The sequence below is a fragment of the Enterobacter sp. DNB-S2 genome (assembly GCF_019443845.1).
GTDB lineage: Bacteria > Pseudomonadota > Gammaproteobacteria > Enterobacterales > Enterobacteriaceae > Enterobacter > Enterobacter asburiae_B.
This window is the reverse complement of record NZ_CP050520.1, coordinates 803,024-819,031: the sequence shown is the minus strand read 5'-3', so window position 1 is coordinate 819,031 and position 16,008 is coordinate 803,024. Positions and strand designations below refer to the sequence as shown.

The window sequence follows — 16,008 nt, the reverse complement described above, 5'->3', positions numbered from 1 at the left end:
CGCATGAGTTACGTATTTCTGCTGATTTTACTCTTTCCGGTGAAGCTTATCCGGAAGCTGTTCCGCAAAGAGACAGGTAAAAACCTGGTCATTCAGACAGCAAAAATCGGCGATTTTGTTAATGCAACGCCCCTTCTGGCATACCTGCAAAAAAGCGACGTGCTCATCAGTCGTAGCGTAGGTGCGCTGGCGAAGCATGATGAGACGATCGATGAGATTTTTTTTATCGAGCAGCATAAGCGTAACCTGTGGCGAAAGCTGGTCTTTGCCTGCCGGATCATGAACCGCTATGACAATGTCTATCTCCTGCAACCCAACAGCGTGAACCTCTTTTTCGCCTCCGTGTGTAACGCTAAAAACAAACAGTTTTTAAGCACTTACACGCGCAGATGGTATCACGGTATTTTCTATGCAACGGCAGACGGTACTGTTGAACACGGTAAGAAGGCTCTTTCAGTCACGAACTATCTCAAACTGGCCGATCGCACCTTAACCTGGCAAGACTCGCCAAAGCACGCCACAAAGCCACTTTTCAAACCTGCGACCTATCCGGCAATCCTCGATAAACCCGGCGTGATCCGCATTGGCATCAGCGTAGCCGCCGGGAATAAAGCGAAAACCGTTCCGCCGGTCATCTGGAAGCAAATTGCCGATCGTCTCGCCGACCTGCCCTGCGAATTTTATGTGTTTGGCGCCCCGAATGAACAATCGTGGATGGATGATATCACCCGCGCTTACGGTGAACTGCCCAACTTTATTAATCTGATTGGCAAAATCTCGCTTGAAGAGCTGCCGTGGGCCATTTCTAAAATGGATTGCTATATCGCGTCTGACTCGGGGAATGTCTACATTGCCGATGCGGTAGGCGTGCCGGTAATCTTACTGTTCGGGCCTTGTTGCCACTATGAACAGCGTCCGCTGGGCAACGTATTGCTGATTGGTAATGATGACAACATTTGCTCATATGTTTTTGAAACACGATATTACTTCTCACAGAGCCGGGAAGAACTCTTCGCTGTAACAGACGAAGCGCTACGTGAACTCAAACACTTCATTTGCGAGTTACCCACAATTAATACAGACGCATACTCCTTTGATGCTCAGGGAAACTAATTATTATGGCTTTTCTAAGCATCATTATTGCCGCGCATAACGCCAAAGATACGCTTCACACTACGCTAGAAAGCCTGCAAAACGCGATTGAGGGGGCGGGGGATGATGTAGAGATCATTATCTTTAACGACAGTTCAAACGACTCAACGCAGGATATTATTGAAGCGTGGCTGCCAATGCTTCCGAATGCGCAATCCCGATACGTCGAGTACCGTAACGTAGGCCATGTTCGAAACAGTGCCCTCTCGCTGGCCACAGGTGAATACATTACCATGCTGGATAGCGATGACCGGATGAAACCGGGCAGCATCAGGGACGCGGTGGCGTTTCTCAAATCAGAGCGCCCTGATATGCTCCTGACGCGCCTGCTGGAAATTCGCGACACCAAAAAAATGACAGCCGACTGGCAGGGGTTCTCTCCTGTTGCTTTGTCACAACATGAGGCAATAAAGCGGTTCCTGCAGCACAAAGATTTTCAGGCACATCTCATCGGGCAATTCATTCATCGGGAATTGTATGTGAATAACCCGATTCCTTCGATGGTCTGCTATGAAGATTTTGCCGTGTTTCCCGGCATGCTGATGCAATCGAGTAAAATAGTCTATCAGCGTCAGGGACATTATTATTACATCAAACGTAACGACAGTTTGTCGAGCCGTCTCGACGCCAGTAAAATCGCTACGCTGGTTGATTGCACATTACAAATGGAAGAAACATTCCCTCGTTCTTTTAAGCATCTTGTTAATTGTCACTGGTTTGATATCTACAGAAACCACCGGCAGCATCTGACTGACCTGCAACTCAAACTGGTTAAACAGCGGGTCAATGCACTTTATTCTCTCTCTTTCTTCTTTACCAGAGATGTACGTTTCAGCTACAAAAAAAGGGTCATTGAGGCATTATGGAAAAAGTAAAACTGCGGCTTTATCAGCTGACGCTGATTTTGAGCCTTATTTCGCTTGCGCTGGCGCTGCTGAGTTCAGGTAAGCAGCGAGAGTTTTTCTATATTGCGATTTATGCCAGCATTATCGGCTTAGCGTGCGAATATAAAAAAATCACAGTGCGTCCTTTTTCTATCGCATTGCCGATTTTATTGATTGGCCTGCTTAATCTTGGCTGGTATCTGGTGTATGAATATCATAGCGAAGGTCTGAACGTTTATAGCGATTATCTCGGTGCAAGTAAAAAATTAATTCTGGCAAGTATTCTCATTTTTTATCTTGACCGGTTTAAGTCTTATATTGATAAAGCATCCTTCCAGAAATATTTTTTATACGCCTCTGGTGCAGGGTTTATACTCGCCACTGGCTATGGCTTATGGCAGGCTTCACAGGGTATGGGGCGTATCGAGATGGCCATAAACCGTGCGACCGTGTCGGCCTATGTTTATTCTGTATTGTCACTGGCGTTTGTATACAGTCTTTATCTAGAGAAAAATATCAAACTGTATGTAGCCGCAGGACTCATCATCTTAATATCTTATTTCGTCATTCTTCTAACGGGCACCCGTGCCGCAATGGGGTTATATCTACTCCTGGCGATTGTACTCACGCTTTATCACTTCAGAAGAATCCACCTTAAATCTACGCTGATTTTCTTATGTATTGTGGCGGGTATTGTTATCGTTAGCTACAAGCCATTAATCTTACCTAAGATACAACAAACACAAGCTGAAGTTGAAAGTTATCAGAAAGGCTATGATGCAACCTCACTCGGCGCACGTTTTTCTATGTGGAGTGTTGGCATTCAAAACGGGCTGGCCCATCCTTTAGGGCAGTCAGTTGAAGACCGAGAAATATGGACACAGCAATATGTGAAAAATGGGCACCCACACCTCGCGGCTGCACTAGAGTTTATCAGGGTGCATCTGCACAATGAGTTTATTGAAAAATATTCTCTGCAGGGGATCCCAGGGCTGGCGATATTAGTGTTTTTCTATATATCGATGATCGTTTACGCCCTTAAAAACAGAAATGGCCTGCTGCTGACGACCATGCTTCTTTTATTACTCTATGGCCTGACTGACGTCATACTGTTGAGTTCTGAGGCTTTAATCTTCTTTGTCACCGTGTTTGCGCTGAGTACCCCTTTTTCGCAAACCAGGCAACGCTAATGATAATGCCCGCCTGGCGGGCATTATTTTTTCTTGTATTGATAAAACTCCGCCAGCGTCATCCCTACCGTCTTATCGGATAACCAGCTAAAGAGCGTTTCTAAATCCTGATACAACCCTTCAATCGCCGCCTCATCTTTAAACGTTGGGCTTCCGCCAGGCATAAATTCCGACGAATGAAGCATAAACTCCACGTACTCACTTCCCTGCGACAGGCATTGCTGTGCGACCTGAATCATTTGCGCCGCATTCCCACCAGACGGTCTTAGCCAGCTCACAGAGGGAGAGCGATATTTACCGCGAAGCCTGTCGTAACCCTGTTTGATCGTGTTCAACCACGCCGGGTGTTTATACTGAATGCTCATCGGCACTTCGAGTAATGGGCTATTGCCTGCCCGGGAAATATTGTCTAAATCCATGAAATAGGCGTGGTCGGGGAAATGCTGATAATCCGTTCCGCCATTACCCTGCGGGGCGCCTTTCGCATTGCGCCAGTTCACGCGTGGCGTCACGGAGCAATCCACCTGGTAGCCCAGTTCAACGAGCAATTTTGCGTAGCGACTGTCAAATGCCCAACGTCCGGCACGGTGGCTTAACATTTTGGTCTGGAAGGTCTCTTCCAGCAGGCGGGTCATGAACAGCACTTTTTCGCGCATCACCTCATCCGAAAATTCAACCAGATAAGGCTGCCATCGCCAGTCATCGCCCGTGAGATCGTGCTCCGGCGGGCTATTCCATGCGTGAAGGTGCATTCCCACCTCCCCCTGACCGCGGGCGATTGCGTCCCTGGCGAATTCGATGAAAACGGGTTCGATCGCCATCTCGTAATTGGTCAGCCACACGGGCTTAAAGCCGAAACGCTCACAAAGCGCCTGGAAACGCGCCAGATAACGCGCATTTTCCGTTTTAATGACGCGGTGATTTTGCCAGAGATTATCGCCCTCAGTATCAATTGTGATGATAAACGCTGGTTTGTTCATAATGAGTCCGCAAGACAGGAAAGTTAGCGCTATGTTACGCACTCTCCAAAGCATGAGTAAACCCTTCCAGGGAAATTACTGAGATTATGGAGAAAGAGTGCAAGTCGCTATCAGGTCTATTAGAATTGCCATCAGTACAACGCCGATAAGATGATGATGAATAACTTACCTGACACACCTGATTTGCGCATTTTACTTATCAAACTCCGCCATCATGGCGACATGTTGCTGACCACTCCCGTCATTGATTCGCTACGTCAAAAATGGCCGCAGGCGCAGATTGATGTCCTGCTGTATGAAGAAACGCGCGATATGCTCGCCGCGCATCCGGCGATCGGTACAATTTATGGAATCGATCGTAAATGGAAACAGCTTGGCACGCTCAAGCATCTTCAAAAAGAGTGGCAGTTGCTGAGTGCGTTAAGAAATCAGCATTATCATCTGGTGATTAACCTTGCCGATCAATGGCGTAGCGCTATCGTCACCCGCTTCACCGGTGCACCCGTTCGCCTCGGATTCGCGTTTAACAAACGCAACAGTGCATTCTGGCGTTTTTGTCACACCGATCTGGTCTCTGTCGACGGTCACAAATCCCTGCATACGGTCGAACAGAATCTTTCCATTCTGGCGCCATTACAGGTCTCGCCGCAGCCTGCTGTCACCATGGCTTACACCGCAGAAGACTGGCATCATGCCCGCCAAAAGCTGACGCAGACGGCTGTGGGTGACAGCTATATCGTGATCCAGCCGACGTCCCGCTGGTTCTTTAAATGCTGGAGCGAAGACAAAATGGCGCAAACCATTACTGCACTGCAGCAGGATGGTCATACGGTTGTGCTCACCGCGGGGCCGGATAAAAAAGAGCTGGCGATGATCGATCGCATTCTCGCCGCCTCGCCAAAGACGGGGGTCGTCTCGCTGGCGGGCCAGCTAACGTTGCGCCAGCTGGCCTCACTTATCGATCATGCGCGTCTTTTTATCGGCGTTGACTCCGTTCCAATGCATATGGCCGCCGCGCTGCAAACGCCCTGCGTGGCGCTATTTGGCCCTTCTAAACTCACGTTTTGGTCTCCATGGCAAGTCAACGGTGAAGTCATCTGGGCCGGCGATTACGGCCCTCTACCCGATCCGGATGCCATTGATACCAAAACGAAAGAACGCTATCTCGACGCCATTCCCGTTGATGCTGTCGTCTCCGCCGCAAGGAGATATCTGTCATGAAAAACCATCGTCTGGCCATTGTTCGCCAAAAATATCGCCCTGATGGCGGAGCGGAACGCTTCGTTTCGCGCGCTCTCACCGCGCTGAGCAATCAGAACCTTGAGCTCAACGTCATCACGCGTGAGTGGCAGGGAGAGAAGCAAGACGACTGGCATATCCATATTTGCAACCCTCAAAAATGGGGCCGCATCAGTCGAGAGCGCGGATTTGCACAGGCCGCGCGCGCGCTGTGGCAGCAACAGCAGTTTGATATTGTTCAAAGCCATGAGCGCATCCCGGGTTGTGATATCTATCGCGCGGGTGATGGGGTGCATCGTCGCTGGCTGCTGCAGCGCGCGCGCATTTTACCTGCCTGGCGTGCGCAAATGCTGATGTATGACCGCTATCACCGCTACGTGATGCGTGCGGAACGGGAAATGTATCAGGCGCCCGAGCTGAAAGCCGTAATCTGTAATGCGGAGATGATCAAACGCGAAATCGTTGAAGACTTTGATATTGACGCAAATAAAATTCATGTGATTTATAATTCTATTGATTCCAGCCGCTTCGTTCCGGCCCAGGAGGCACAGCGTGCGATGCTGCGCCAGCAATTTGGTTTGCCAGCCGATGCCGTTGTGCTCTGTTTTGTTGGCTCAGGGTTTGAACGAAAAGGATTAGCCAGCGCCATACGCGCTATCGCTGGAACATCAGCCTGGCTGATTGTGGTTGGGCAAGATAAAGCAGAGCGTCGTTATCGCGACCTCGCCCGTTCGTTAGGCTGCGAGGGGCAAATCCGTTTCCTGGGGGTGCAAAAAGAAACTCTGCCTTTTTATCAGCTATCCGATGGTTTACTGTTGCCAACGCTGTATGATCCCTTTCCTAACGTCATTCTTGAAGCGATGGCCTGCGGCTTGCCCGTCATTACTTCAGAGAGTTGCGGTGGTGCAGAGTTTATTCAACAAGGCCAGAACGGATTTTATTGTGACGCACTTGATATCAGTACACTGAAGGAAGCGGTAGCCGCCATTCCTTCACTGGAAAAAAATAACAATATGGGACGAGCGGCACGTGAACGTGTAAAAGACGCCACTCCCGAAAAACTATCAAGTCAGCTTATTACGCTTTATCAAAAATTACTGGATTAAAAATGCGCATCCTAATGATTATTGATGGTTTACCCGGTGGAGGAGCTGAAAAAACGGTTCTTACGCTCTCCCGTGGATTAATAGAAATGGGACATCAGGTCTCTCTATTCTCTCTGCGGAAAGTGTGCGACTACGCCATCCCGGACGGCATCGATTATCAGGTTGTTCAGGACACATGTAAAAAACCGTGGCGAAAGCTGACGGAAATCCCACGCCGCGCCCAACTACTGGATCAGGCGATTGAGCAAGCTGAGCGCAGCGGCAAATTTGATGTGGTGTTCTCTCACCTGCACAAAACAGACCGCATTGTGTCGCACTGCCGCGCGCTGGAACGTGACAAAGTCTGGTTCTGCGTGCACGGCATGTTCTCGTTTTCCTATCTTCGCCATCGCAGCGGACTTTCGCGCTGGTTTAAACATCTTAAAATTCGTCATACCTACGAAAACCGCAACGTTGTCGCCGTCTCAGGCGCCGTGTTGACAGATCTTTCCGAGACGCTGGCGCTCAATCTTCGACGCAAAGCGGTTATCCATAATCCTTTCGATATTCCTGAAATTCAGCGTCTGGCGGATGCGCCCTTCGAGATGCAGGGAAAGGATTACATTATTCATGTTGGCCGCTTCCATGAACACAAACGCCACGACCGACTCTTACGTGCGTTCGCCCTGAGTAAAATTGACACCACGCTGGTCATGATGGGCAATGGGTCTGACGCTCAAATTCAAAAACTCAAGCAGCTTGCTGCCGAGCTGGGTATTGAAAACAAAACGGTTTTCCGCCCGTTCGAGTCCAATCCCTATCCCTGGATTAAAGGGGCACGCCTTTTAGTGTTAAGTTCTGACTGCGAAGGTTTTGGTAATGTGCTGGTCGAAGCCATTATCTGCCAGACGCCACCGGTCAGTACAAATTGCCCCGGAGGCCCTGCCGAAATCCTCACCGGCGCTTTAGCGCGCGGGCTGGCAGAGTTAAATGACGAGTCACTGGCAAAAACGCTGGCGGATATTTATACCGCCCCACCGGTCGTTGGCGATACAACCATCGCGTCGTTCGGTATCAATGCCATTTGCCAGCAATATATTGCTCTGGTCGACAATCAAAAATAATCAGGTTTCTTATGCAAAATTCAGCCCCATTGTTAAGCGTGGTGGTTGCCGTTTATAACGGTGAAGCTTTCCTGGATCAGTTCTTTACCTGCCTTGTCAATCAACGCATCGACAGCATGGAAGTCATCATTGTCAATGACGGCTCTACTGACCGCTCGATGGAGATCGTCGAAAACTGGCGAGAAAAACTGCCGCAGCTGCAGGTCATAGAACAGCAAAACCAGGGCGTATCCATCGCGCGTAACACCGGTCTGGCCGTTGCGACGGGTCAATATCTCTCTTTCCCGGATATTGATGATGTCTTTAAACCCGGCATGTACCAACACCTGCTGGATATGGCCGTCACGCAGGATCTGGATGTCGCCACCTGTAACGGGAACTACGTCTGGGAGAATAACAAGAAACCCTCGCGCCCGATCTTCCCTGAAGACAAACTGGCTTCGACAGGGGTCATGGCTGGCCCTGCGTGGTTAAAAATGGCGCTAGACTCTCGTAAATTCCTTCACGTCACCTGGCTGAACATCTATCGCCACGACTTTATCCGTAAACACAATTTCCATTTCGAACCCGGCCTGCGCCATCAGGATATCCCGTGGACCACCGAAGTGCTGCTCGCGGCAGAGCGGGTTCAGTACACCAGTGAACGTTATTACGACTACTACATTCACTCTGCATCGGTGTCCCATAGGCCGGACAATGACGACACGCTGATTCGCTCCGCGCGTCACTACATGAAAATCCTGCAGATGCTCGACGCCATCAATCAGCGCTACCCGGATAAAGTGAAAGGGATCCCTGCCTGCCACTGGCAAATTGCCAAAGAGGGCCTGGGCATTATTCACACCTTCGACAACATGAAGGATGAGAAGAAGAAATCAATGATTATTAAAGAGTTCTTCGAAACAGGCATCTGGAAACTCATCTGGAAAAGTGCAAAAAGTCCGCGTCTGCGCTGGCGGCTGGGTCGACGTTATTTCCGTTTGAAACGGTATCTGGCATAAGAGATAGCTTTACCTGGCCTAAATGCTTAGAATTTGCCCGCCGAAACTAAAAAAACGGATAATCGCTTGGAATTGTTGTATACCGCTCTGCTCTACATCATTCAGCCACTGGTGTGGCTGAGACTGTTGCTTCGTAGCCGGAAAGCGCCTGCGTATCGTAAACGCTGGGCTGAACGCTATGGCTTCTGCCGCAATAAAGTCGTACCGGACGGTATTTTGCTGCATTCCGTTTCTGTCGGTGAAACGCTGGCGGCGATCCCGCTGGTTCGCGCCCTGCGTCACCGCTACCCTTCGCTGCCAATCACCGTCACGACGATGACGCCGACCGGCTCGGAGCGCGCGTTATCCGCTTTCGGTAAAGACGTGCAGCACGTTTATCTGCCTTACGATCTGCCCTGCGCCATGAATCGTTTCCTGAATACCGTTCGCCCGAAGCTGGTGATCGTGATGGAAACCGAACTGTGGCCGAATATGATTTCCGCCCTGCATGCCCGTAAAATCCCGCTGGTCATTGCCAACGCCCGCCTTTCAGAGCGCTCGGCGAAAGGTTACGGCAAGCTGGGTAAGTTTATGCGCCGCCTGCTGAGCAAAATTACGCTGATTGCCGCGCAGAACGAAGAGGATGCGGCACGCTTTATCGCGCTGGGCCTGAAACGCAACCAGCTTGCGGTAACGGGCAGCCTGAAATTTGATATTTCCGTTACCCCTGAACTCGCCGCCCGTGCGATCACGCTGCGTCGCCAGTGGGCCCCGCGTCGTCAGGTCTGGATTGCCACCAGTACTCATGATGGCGAAGAAGAGATCATTCTGCAGGCTCACCGCAAGCTGCTGGAAAAATTCCCTGATTTACTGCTGATCCTCGTGCCGCGACATCCGGAGCGTTTTAAAGATGCCCGTGAAATGGTGCAGAAAGGCGGCTTCAGCTTCACGCTGCGCAGCAGCGGTGAAATCCCTTCCGGCAGCACCCAGGTGGTGATTGGCGATACGATGGGCGAGCTGATGCTGCTGTACGGAATCGCTGACCTCGCGTTTGTCGGTGGCAGCCTGGTCGAACGCGGCGGTCATAACCCGCTGGAGCCGGCAGCCCACGCTATTCCGGTGCTGATGGGGCCGCACACGTTTAACTTCAAAGATATCTGCGCGAAACTACAGCAGGCCGATGGTTTAATTACCGTGACCGATGCGGATTCGGTGGTCAAAGAGGTATCGACCCTTCTGACTGACGAAGATTATCGCCTGTGGTACGGGCGTCATGCCGTCGAAGTGCTGCACCAGAACCAGGGCGCGCTGACCCGACTGCTGCAGCTTCTGCAACCTTATCTGCCCCAGCGGAGCCACTGATGTCAACGCGCCTGTCGGTCGTCATGATCGCCAAAAACGCCGCCGACCTGCTTCCGGATTGCCTGGCGTCGGTTGCCTGGGCTGACGAGATAGTCATTCTCGACTCCGGAAGTACAGACAACACGGTGGACGTTGCCCGGGCAGCGGGCGCAAAAGTCTTTGTCGACGCTGACTGGCAGGGCTATGGCATCCAGCGCCAGCGCGCGCAGGGGTATGCCACAGGTGATTATGTCCTGATGCTCGACACCGACGAACGCATCACGCCTGAGCTTCAGCAGGCCATTCAGGCGGTGATTTCCTCGCCCCAGCCTGGCGCCGTATACAGCATTGCCCGCCGCAACTACTTCCTTGGCCGTTTTATGCGCCACAGCGGCTGGTATCCTGACCGCGTGATGCGCCTCTACGAGCGCGAGCGGTATCAATACAACGACAATCTGGTGCATGAATCCCTGAGCTGCGATAGCGCCCAGGTCATTCCCCTGACGGGCGATTTGCTGCACCTGACCTGTCGTGATTTCGCGAGCTTCCAGCGTAAACAGCTCAACTATGCCACCGCATGGGCTCAGGAGCGTCACCAGCGCGGCAAGAAGGCCTCGCTGACGGGTATCTTCACCCACACGCTGGGCGCGTTCCTGAAAACGCTGCTGCTGCGTGGTGGCGTCCTGGACGGCAAGCAGGGCTGGTTACTCGCGGTTGTGAATGCCCAGTATACTTTCAACAAATACACCGAGCTGTGGGCGCTCTGCCGCGGCTACTCAGAGAAAACGTGAGCCATGAGCACAAAAGCGATTTATCCGGGTACCTTCGATCCGATCACCAACGGTCATCTTGATATCATCACCCGTGCGGCATGCATGTTTGACAAGGTGATCCTGGCCATTGCCGCCAGCCCCAGCAAAAAGCCAATGTTTGACCTCAACGAGCGCGTACAGCTCGCCACCGATGCCATTTCGCATCTGCCGAATGTTGAGGTGGTCGGGTTTAGCGACCTGATGGCAAACTTCGCCCGCGCTCAGCAGGCCAATATTCTGATCCGTGGTTTACGCGCGGTGGCAGACTTCGAGTATGAGATGCAGCTGGCGCACATGAACCGCCACCTGATGCCGGAGCTGGAGAGCGTATTCCTGATGCCCTCCAAAGAGTGGTCGTTTATCTCTTCCACGCTGGTAAAAGAGGTGGCGCGTCATCACGGCGATGTCACCCATTTCCTGCCGACTAACGTCCACCAGGCACTGATGGAAAAGCTAAAGTAACCTTATTTCTGGCACTGACGGCAGTAAAACGTGGCGCGCTGTGCGTGCTTCGTGGCAATCACCGGCGTGCCGCAGACTCTGCACGGTTCGCCTTTACGGCCATACACCTGCAGCTCCTGGGCAAAATAGCCCGGCTTGCCGTCACTTTGCAGGAAGTCCTTCAACGTTGTCCCGCCCTGCTCAATCGAGCGAAGTAATACGGCTTTAATCACCCGGACCAGCAGCTCGCACTCCTGCGCCGACAGCGAAGAGGCCAGCCGATCGGGATGGATCCCGGCCGCAAACAGCGATTCGCTGGCGTAGATATTCCCCACGCCGACCACCAGCTTGTTATCCATCAGCCAGGGCTTAATCGGGCTTTTCTTCTTCGCACACTTCGCCTTGAGGTATTCCGCGTTAAACGCGTCTGAGAGCGGCTCCGGGCCCAGATGCGCCAGCACGTTATGCCCTTCCAGCTCCTTCGTCCACAGCCACGCGCCAAAGCGCCGTGGGTCGGTGTAACGGAGCACTTTGCCGTTGCTCATCACCAGATCGACGTGGTCGTGCTTTTCCGCAGGCAGTTCTTCGGTAAGAATGCGCAGGCTCCCGGACATTCCCAGGTGGATAATAATCCAGCCGTCGGGCAGTTCCAGCAGCAGGTATTTCGCGCGACGCTGTACGCTAAGCACGGGTTTATCGCTCAGGGCATGGATCTCATCGGACACCGGCCAGCGCAGACGTCCATTGCGGACCACCGCGTGAAGAATCGTCGCGCCGACCAGATGGGGCTCAATGCCGCGACGGCTGGTTTCTACCTCAGGTAATTCAGGCATGGTTCCTCCGTTGAGATGCAGAATGCAAAAAACCCCGCAGTTGCGGGGTTTTTCGATACAAGGAGACTAAAATTATTTGATTTTAGCTTCTTTGTACAGTACGTGCTGGCGTACAACTGGATCGAACTTTTTCAGTTCCAGTTTTTCCGGCTTAGTACGTTTGTTCTTCGTGGTGGTGTAGAAGTGACCTGTACCAGCAGAAGAAACCAGCTTGATTTTCTCGCGAATACCTTTAGCCATGATTTATTTCCTCTTTAAGTACTTAGTACTTTTCGCCACGGGCACGCAGTTCGGACAGAACTGTATCGATGCCTTTCTTATCGATTACACGCATACCTTTAGCAGATACGCGCAGGGTGACAAAACGCTTCTCGCTCTCAACCCAGAAACGGTGAGAGTGCAGGTTCGGCAGGAAACGGCGTTTAGTCGCGTTCAGTGCGTGGGAACGGTTGTTACCGGTCACCGGACGCTTGCCAGTAACTTGGCAGACTCGGGACATGTCTATTCTCCAAAAATCAAATTAGCTCGAGCTTCGTATGGGGTATCGGCGCCTCGTCAGGCTTTACAGCCCGGTCATCGCATAGTTCTAAGTGAACTCTCGATTGCCAGGCCCAAATGCCAAACCCGAGATTCTCAAAGGTGGCGTAGTATACGCTGACTCGGCGGTGTGCTCAAGTCCCGAACAGACAAAGATCCCGATGGATCGCGAGAAATAGCCTAAATCCAGCCATGTTCTGCGAAAGAAATGTACTCACCGCGGCCAATTATCAAATGGTCCAGCACACGAATGTCCATGAATTGACAGCATTTGATAATGCGTTCGGTGATTTCTTTGTCCGCTCTGCTCGGTTCTGCACAGCCAGAGGGGTGATTATGCGCGAGGATCACGCCCGCTGCATTCACTTTTATCGCTTCCCGCACAATTTCACGCGGATGCACCTCAACGTGACTCAACGTGCCCGCAAAGAGACAGCTATGTTTCAGCACCCGATTTCTGTTATCGACAAAGATCACCATAAAGATCTCGCGTTCGATATCGGTTAACTGGCTTTGCAGGAATTCGCGCGTCATTTCAGGCGTCAGGATCGGATCTTCCTTCTCCATGCGGACATTGTAAAAACGGCGGGCAAGTTCAGCAATGCCCCTCAGCTGGGCATATTTCGCCACGCCAATTCCCTCAACGTGCTTAAACTGCGCCATATCGGCGGTCAATAAACCGTACAGCGAACCGAAATGTGCGATCAGCTCTTTTGCCAGCGTAAATACCGTTTTTCCGGGCGTTCCGGTACGTAAAAAGAGCGCCAGCAGTTCATCGTCTTTTAACAGGCTAACGCCATAGCGCAGCAGTTTTTCGCGCGGCAGCAGCTCCTCATCCTCTTCTTCCATGCTCTTTCTCCCCTTTTTAACCCCATGCTGCCACAGGCCAATCCGTCGCTCGACGGCCACATTGCGTTCTTGCGTAGCGCCTCGCAAAGTGGACGAAGTACAAAATCACTCCGCTTTGGGGATTGTGATAAAATGCCCGCTCTCTGGTGAAACCCAACAGGAAAGAATCATGATGAGCCTGGCCGGTAAAAAAATCGTTCTTGGCGTGAGCGGCGGCATTGCTGCTTATAAAGCGCCGGAGCTGGTGCGTCGTCTGCGCGAGCGCGGAGCTGACGTGCGGGTCGCGATAACCGAAGGCGGTAAAGCCTTTATCACTCCCCTGAGCCTGCAGGCCGTTTCAGGATACCCGGTATCTGACAGCCTGCTCGATCCGGCCGCCGAAGCCGCGATGGGCCATATTGAGCTGGGTAAATGGGCAGACCTGGTTATCCTCGCCCCCGCCACGGCTGATTTAATCGCTCGGGTAGCGGCCGGTATGGCAAACGATCTGGTCTCCACTATTTGTCTGGCCACGCCTGCGCCTGTTGCCGTCGTTCCTGCCATGAACCAGCAGATGTACCGTAACGCGGCCACCCAGCATAATCTTGAGACGCTGGCCTCACGCGGCCTGCTTATCTGGGGTCCGGACAGCGGCAGCCAGGCCTGCGGCGACGTTGGCCCGGGTCGCATGCTTGATCCGCTGACGATTGTTGATATGGCCGCAGCCCATTTTTCGCCTGTCAACGATCTGCAACATCTCAACATCATGATTACCGCGGGCCCCACGCGCGAGCCGCTGGATCCGGTGCGCTACATCACCAACCACAGCTCCGGCAAAATGGGCTTTGCGATTGCCGCCGCCGCCGCAAGGCGTGGCGCGAACGTCACGCTGGTGAGCGGCCCGGTATCGCTGCCTACCCCTGCGTTTGTGAAGCGAATTGACGTCACCACCGCGCTGGAGATGGAAGCCGCCGTGCAGGCACATGCGCAAAGCCAGCAGATTTTTATCGGCTGTGCGGCCGTCGCAGACTATCGTGCCGAGACTATCGCCGAGGCTAAAATTAAAAAGCAAGGCGATGAATTAACACTAAAAATGGTGAAAAACCCGGACATTGTTGCCGGCGTCGCCGCACTAAAAAGCCATCGTCCATACGTTGTTGGGTTTGCCGCAGAAACGAATAATGTGGAAGAATATGCCCGGCAAAAACGTACCCGCAAAAACCTCGATTTGATTTGCGCGAACGACGTATCGCTGGCCACACAAGGATTTAACAGCGACAGCAACGCACTGCACCTTTTCTGGCAGGATGGAGATAAAGTCTTACCGCTTGAGCGCAAGGAACTCCTGGGCCAACAATTACTGGACGAGATCGTTACCCGTTATGATGAAAAAAATCGACGTTAAGATTCTGGACCCGCGTGTTGGCGAGCAATTCCCGCTGCCAACCTATGCCACCTCCGGCTCTGCCGGTCTTGACCTGCGCGCCTGTCTCGATGACGCCGTAGAACTGGCTCCGGGTGCCACTACCCTGGTTCCAACTGGCCTGGCGATTCACATTGCTGACCCGTCTCTGGCAGCAGTGATCCTGCCGCGTTCTGGTCTGGGCCATAAGCACGGCGTTGTGCTGGGTAACCTGGTCGGCCTGATCGACTCCGACTACCAGGGTCAGCTGATGGTCTCCGTCTGGAACCGCGGTCAGGACAGCTTCACCATTGAACCTGGCGAGCGTATCGCCCAGATGGTCTTTGTACCGGTGGTGCAGGCAGAATTTAACCTGGTGGCAGACTTTGACGCCACCGACCGTGGCGAAGGCGGCTTCGGCCATTCCGGGCGCAAATAACGGCCCGAAAGACACGTATCTCACAGCGTCATAATGCAATAACAAACCGCAAACGCCCGTTTGCGGTCGCTGTGTGGATGCCAGCCTGGCAAGTGCTTATTTTCAGGGGTATTTTGTAACATGGCAGAAAAACAAACCGCGAAAAGGAATCGTCGCGAAGAAATACTTCAATCTCTGGCTCTGATGCTTGAATCCAGCGATGGCAGTCAACGCATCACCACCGCTAAACTGGCCGCCTCTGTAGGCGTGTCTGAGGCGGCGCTGTACCGTCATTTCCCGAGCAAGACCCGGATGTTCGACAGTCTGATCGAGTTTATTGAAGACAGCCTGATCACGCGCATCAACCTGATTCTGAAAGACGAAAAAGACACGACCGCGCGTCTGCGTCTGATTGTGCTGTTAATCCTGGGCTTCGGTGAACGCAATCCGGGCTTAACCCGTATCCTCACCGGCCACGCGCTGATGTTTGAACAGGACAGACTGCAGGGCCGCATTAACCAGCTTTTCGAGCGTATTGAAGCGCAGCTGCGCCAGGTACTGCGCGAAAAGAAAATGCGTGAAGGCGAAGGTTACACCATTGATGAAACGCTGCTGGCGAGCCAGATTCTGGCGTTTTGTGAAGGGATGCTCTCCCGCTTTGTGCGCAGCGAGTTCAAATACCGTCCAACGGACGATTTTGACGCCCGCTGGCCGTTAGTGGCTGCTCAGTTGCAGTAATCCGTAAGCCCGGTAAGCGTAGCG

At 52.5% G+C, this 16,008-nt stretch carries 18 protein-coding genes; 13 read left to right on the top strand and 5 right to left on the bottom strand.

Going from position 1 to position 16,008, the window contains the following annotated elements; genetic code table 11:
• Window positions 1-3: 3 nt before the first annotated feature.
• Genes HB664_RS03940 through HB664_RS03930 form a run of 3 tightly spaced genes read left to right on the top strand, consistent with a single transcriptional unit; the run spans window position 4 to window position 3,226 of the window.
• Window positions 4-1,113 carry a glycosyltransferase family 9 protein gene (locus tag HB664_RS03940; RefSeq protein WP_219940382.1) on the top strand — a complete coding sequence of 370 codons (1,110 nt, stop codon included), beginning with the start codon at window positions 4-6 and terminating at the stop codon, window positions 1,111-1,113.
• 5 nt (window positions 1,114-1,118) lie between these two features.
• Complete coding sequence (locus HB664_RS03935) at window positions 1,119-2,027, top strand: glycosyltransferase family 2 protein (protein ID WP_143346354.1); 909 nt, start codon at window positions 1,119-1,121, stop codon at window positions 2,025-2,027.
• Window positions 2,015-3,226 carry an O-antigen ligase gene (locus tag HB664_RS03930; protein ID WP_219940381.1) on the top strand — a complete coding sequence of 404 codons (1,212 nt, stop codon included), beginning with the start codon at window positions 2,015-2,017 and terminating at the stop codon, window positions 3,224-3,226. Before HB664_RS03935 ends, HB664_RS03930 begins: the two co-directional genes overlap by 13 nt.
• 23 nt (window positions 3,227-3,249) lie before the next feature.
• Here the strand turns inward: HB664_RS03930 and HB664_RS03925 are convergent, their stop codons facing one another.
• A complete protein-coding gene (locus tag HB664_RS03925) occupies window positions 3,250-4,206 on the bottom strand; it encodes a polysaccharide deacetylase family protein (RefSeq protein ID WP_048980263.1) in 957 nt (318 codons plus the stop codon).
• 150 nt (window positions 4,207-4,356) lie between these two features.
• On the opposite strand from HB664_RS03925, the gene rfaQ reads away from it, so the two are divergent.
• From rfaQ to coaD, 7 genes are all read left to right on the top strand, one after another.
• Window positions 4,357-5,427 carry a putative lipopolysaccharide heptosyltransferase III gene (rfaQ, locus tag HB664_RS03920; protein ID WP_219940380.1) on the top strand — a complete coding sequence of 357 codons (1,071 nt, stop codon included), beginning with the start codon at window positions 4,357-4,359 and terminating at the stop codon, window positions 5,425-5,427.
• Entirely contained in the window at window positions 5,424-6,551 is a 1,128-nt protein-coding gene (locus tag HB664_RS03915) for a glycosyltransferase family 4 protein (protein WP_045143053.1), read from the top strand. Before rfaQ ends, HB664_RS03915 begins: the two co-directional genes overlap by 4 nt.
• A gap of 2 nt (window positions 6,552-6,553) precedes the next feature.
• On the top strand, window positions 6,554-7,654 hold the full coding sequence (locus HB664_RS03910) for a glycosyltransferase (protein ID WP_069303472.1): 1,101 nt from the start codon (window positions 6,554-6,556) through the stop codon (window positions 7,652-7,654).
• An 11-nt stretch (window positions 7,655-7,665) separates the two neighbouring features.
• Window positions 7,666-8,655 carry a glycosyltransferase gene (locus HB664_RS03905; RefSeq protein WP_219940379.1) on the top strand — a complete coding sequence of 330 codons (990 nt, stop codon included), beginning with the start codon at window positions 7,666-7,668 and terminating at the stop codon, window positions 8,653-8,655.
• Window positions 8,656-8,721: 66 nt separating this feature from the next.
• Window positions 8,722-9,996 carry a lipid IV(A) 3-deoxy-D-manno-octulosonic acid transferase gene (waaA, locus tag HB664_RS03900; RefSeq protein WP_032661923.1) on the top strand — a complete coding sequence of 425 codons (1,275 nt, stop codon included), beginning with the start codon at window positions 8,722-8,724 and terminating at the stop codon, window positions 9,994-9,996.
• Window positions 9,996-10,766 carry a glycosyltransferase family 2 protein gene (locus tag HB664_RS03895; RefSeq protein ID WP_045887674.1) on the top strand — a complete coding sequence of 257 codons (771 nt, stop codon included), beginning with the start codon at window positions 9,996-9,998 and terminating at the stop codon, window positions 10,764-10,766. The genes waaA and HB664_RS03895 overlap by 1 nt, the downstream gene beginning before the upstream one ends.
• A 3-nt stretch (window positions 10,767-10,769) precedes the next feature.
• Window positions 10,770-11,249 (top strand): pantetheine-phosphate adenylyltransferase, encoded by a 480-nt coding sequence (gene coaD / locus HB664_RS03890; protein WP_023334018.1) that lies wholly within the window; start codon window positions 10,770-10,772, stop codon window positions 11,247-11,249.
• A gap of 2 nt (window positions 11,250-11,251) precedes the next feature.
• Here coaD and mutM read toward each other — a convergent pair whose 3' ends face one another.
• The 4 genes from mutM to radC form a co-directional block, all read right to left on the bottom strand.
• On the bottom strand, window positions 11,252-12,061 hold the full coding sequence (mutM, locus tag HB664_RS03885; protein ID WP_023309890.1) for a bifunctional DNA-formamidopyrimidine glycosylase/DNA-(apurinic or apyrimidinic site) lyase: 810 nt from the start codon (window positions 12,059-12,061) through the stop codon (window positions 11,252-11,254).
• 72 nt (window positions 12,062-12,133) lie between these two features.
• Window positions 12,134-12,301, bottom strand: coding sequence for a 50S ribosomal protein L33 (gene rpmG, locus HB664_RS03880; protein ID WP_003024094.1), 168 nt, complete (start codon window positions 12,299-12,301; stop codon window positions 12,134-12,136).
• A gap of 22 nt (window positions 12,302-12,323) precedes the next feature.
• Window positions 12,324-12,560 (bottom strand): 50S ribosomal protein L28, encoded by a 237-nt coding sequence (gene rpmB, locus HB664_RS03875; RefSeq protein WP_002436699.1) that lies wholly within the window; start codon window positions 12,558-12,560, stop codon window positions 12,324-12,326.
• Between the two features lie 218 nt (window positions 12,561-12,778).
• Complete coding sequence (gene radC / locus HB664_RS03870; protein ID WP_047059700.1) at window positions 12,779-13,447, bottom strand: DNA repair protein RadC; 669 nt, start codon at window positions 13,445-13,447, stop codon at window positions 12,779-12,781.
• A 172-nt stretch (window positions 13,448-13,619) separates the two neighbouring features.
• Here radC and coaBC point away from each other — a divergent pair, with 172 nt between their 5' ends.
• The 3 genes from coaBC to slmA all read left to right on the top strand — a co-directional run bounded on the left by coaBC (window position 13,620) and on the right by slmA (window position 15,984).
• Window positions 13,620-14,831: a bifunctional phosphopantothenoylcysteine decarboxylase/phosphopantothenate--cysteine ligase CoaBC gene (gene coaBC / locus HB664_RS03865; protein ID WP_087823747.1), complete on the top strand. Its 1,212-nt coding sequence runs from the start codon at window positions 13,620-13,622 to the stop codon at window positions 14,829-14,831.
• Entirely contained in the window at window positions 14,809-15,267 is a 459-nt protein-coding gene (gene dut, locus HB664_RS03860; RefSeq protein ID WP_008502691.1) for a dUTP diphosphatase, read from the top strand. The genes coaBC and dut overlap by 23 nt, the downstream gene beginning before the upstream one ends.
• A gap of 120 nt (window positions 15,268-15,387) precedes the next feature.
• Window positions 15,388-15,984 carry a nucleoid occlusion factor SlmA gene (gene slmA, locus HB664_RS03855; RefSeq protein WP_010426428.1) on the top strand — a complete coding sequence of 199 codons (597 nt, stop codon included), beginning with the start codon at window positions 15,388-15,390 and terminating at the stop codon, window positions 15,982-15,984.
• Window positions 15,985-16,008: the final 24 nt, after the last annotated feature.

Bases quoted from the DNA above. Each gene is read 5' to 3' on its own strand.
- HB664_RS03940 (WP_219940382.1), top strand. From the start codon at position 4: ATGAGTTACGTATTTCTGCTGATTTTACTCTTTCCGGTGAAGCTTATC.
- HB664_RS03935 (WP_143346354.1), top strand. From the start codon at position 1,119: ATGGCTTTTCTAAGCATCATTATTGCCGCGCATAACGCCAAAGATACG.
- rfaQ (WP_219940380.1), top strand. From the start codon at position 4,357: ATGATGATGAATAACTTACCTGACACACCTGATTTGCGCATTTTACTT.
- HB664_RS03910 (WP_069303472.1), top strand. From the start codon at position 6,554: ATGCGCATCCTAATGATTATTGATGGTTTACCCGGTGGAGGAGCTGAA.
- coaBC (WP_087823747.1), top strand. From the start codon at position 13,620: ATGAGCCTGGCCGGTAAAAAAATCGTTCTTGGCGTGAGCGGCGGCATT.
- HB664_RS03925 (WP_048980263.1), bottom strand. From the start codon at position 4,206: ATGAACAAACCAGCGTTTATCATCACAATTGATACTGAGGGCGATAAT.
- slmA (WP_010426428.1), top strand. From the start codon at position 15,388: ATGGCAGAAAAACAAACCGCGAAAAGGAATCGTCGCGAAGAAATACTT.
- HB664_RS03905 (WP_219940379.1), top strand. From the start codon at position 7,666: ATGCAAAATTCAGCCCCATTGTTAAGCGTGGTGGTTGCCGTTTATAAC.
- rpmB (WP_002436699.1), bottom strand. From the start codon at position 12,560: ATGTCCCGAGTCTGCCAAGTTACTGGCAAGCGTCCGGTGACCGGTAAC.
- coaD (WP_023334018.1), top strand. From the start codon at position 10,770: ATGAGCACAAAAGCGATTTATCCGGGTACCTTCGATCCGATCACCAAC.
- dut (WP_008502691.1), top strand. From the start codon at position 14,809: ATGATGAAAAAAATCGACGTTAAGATTCTGGACCCGCGTGTTGGCGAG.
- HB664_RS03915 (WP_045143053.1), top strand. From the start codon at position 5,424: ATGAAAAACCATCGTCTGGCCATTGTTCGCCAAAAATATCGCCCTGAT.
- HB664_RS03930 (WP_219940381.1), top strand. From the start codon at position 2,015: ATGGAAAAAGTAAAACTGCGGCTTTATCAGCTGACGCTGATTTTGAGC.
- radC (WP_047059700.1), bottom strand. From the start codon at position 13,447: ATGGAAGAAGAGGATGAGGAGCTGCTGCCGCGCGAAAAACTGCTGCGC.
- HB664_RS03895 (WP_045887674.1), top strand. From the start codon at position 9,996: ATGTCAACGCGCCTGTCGGTCGTCATGATCGCCAAAAACGCCGCCGAC.
- rpmG (WP_003024094.1), bottom strand. From the start codon at position 12,301: ATGGCTAAAGGTATTCGCGAGAAAATCAAGCTGGTTTCTTCTGCTGGT.
- mutM (WP_023309890.1), bottom strand. From the start codon at position 12,061: ATGCCTGAATTACCTGAGGTAGAAACCAGCCGTCGCGGCATTGAGCCC.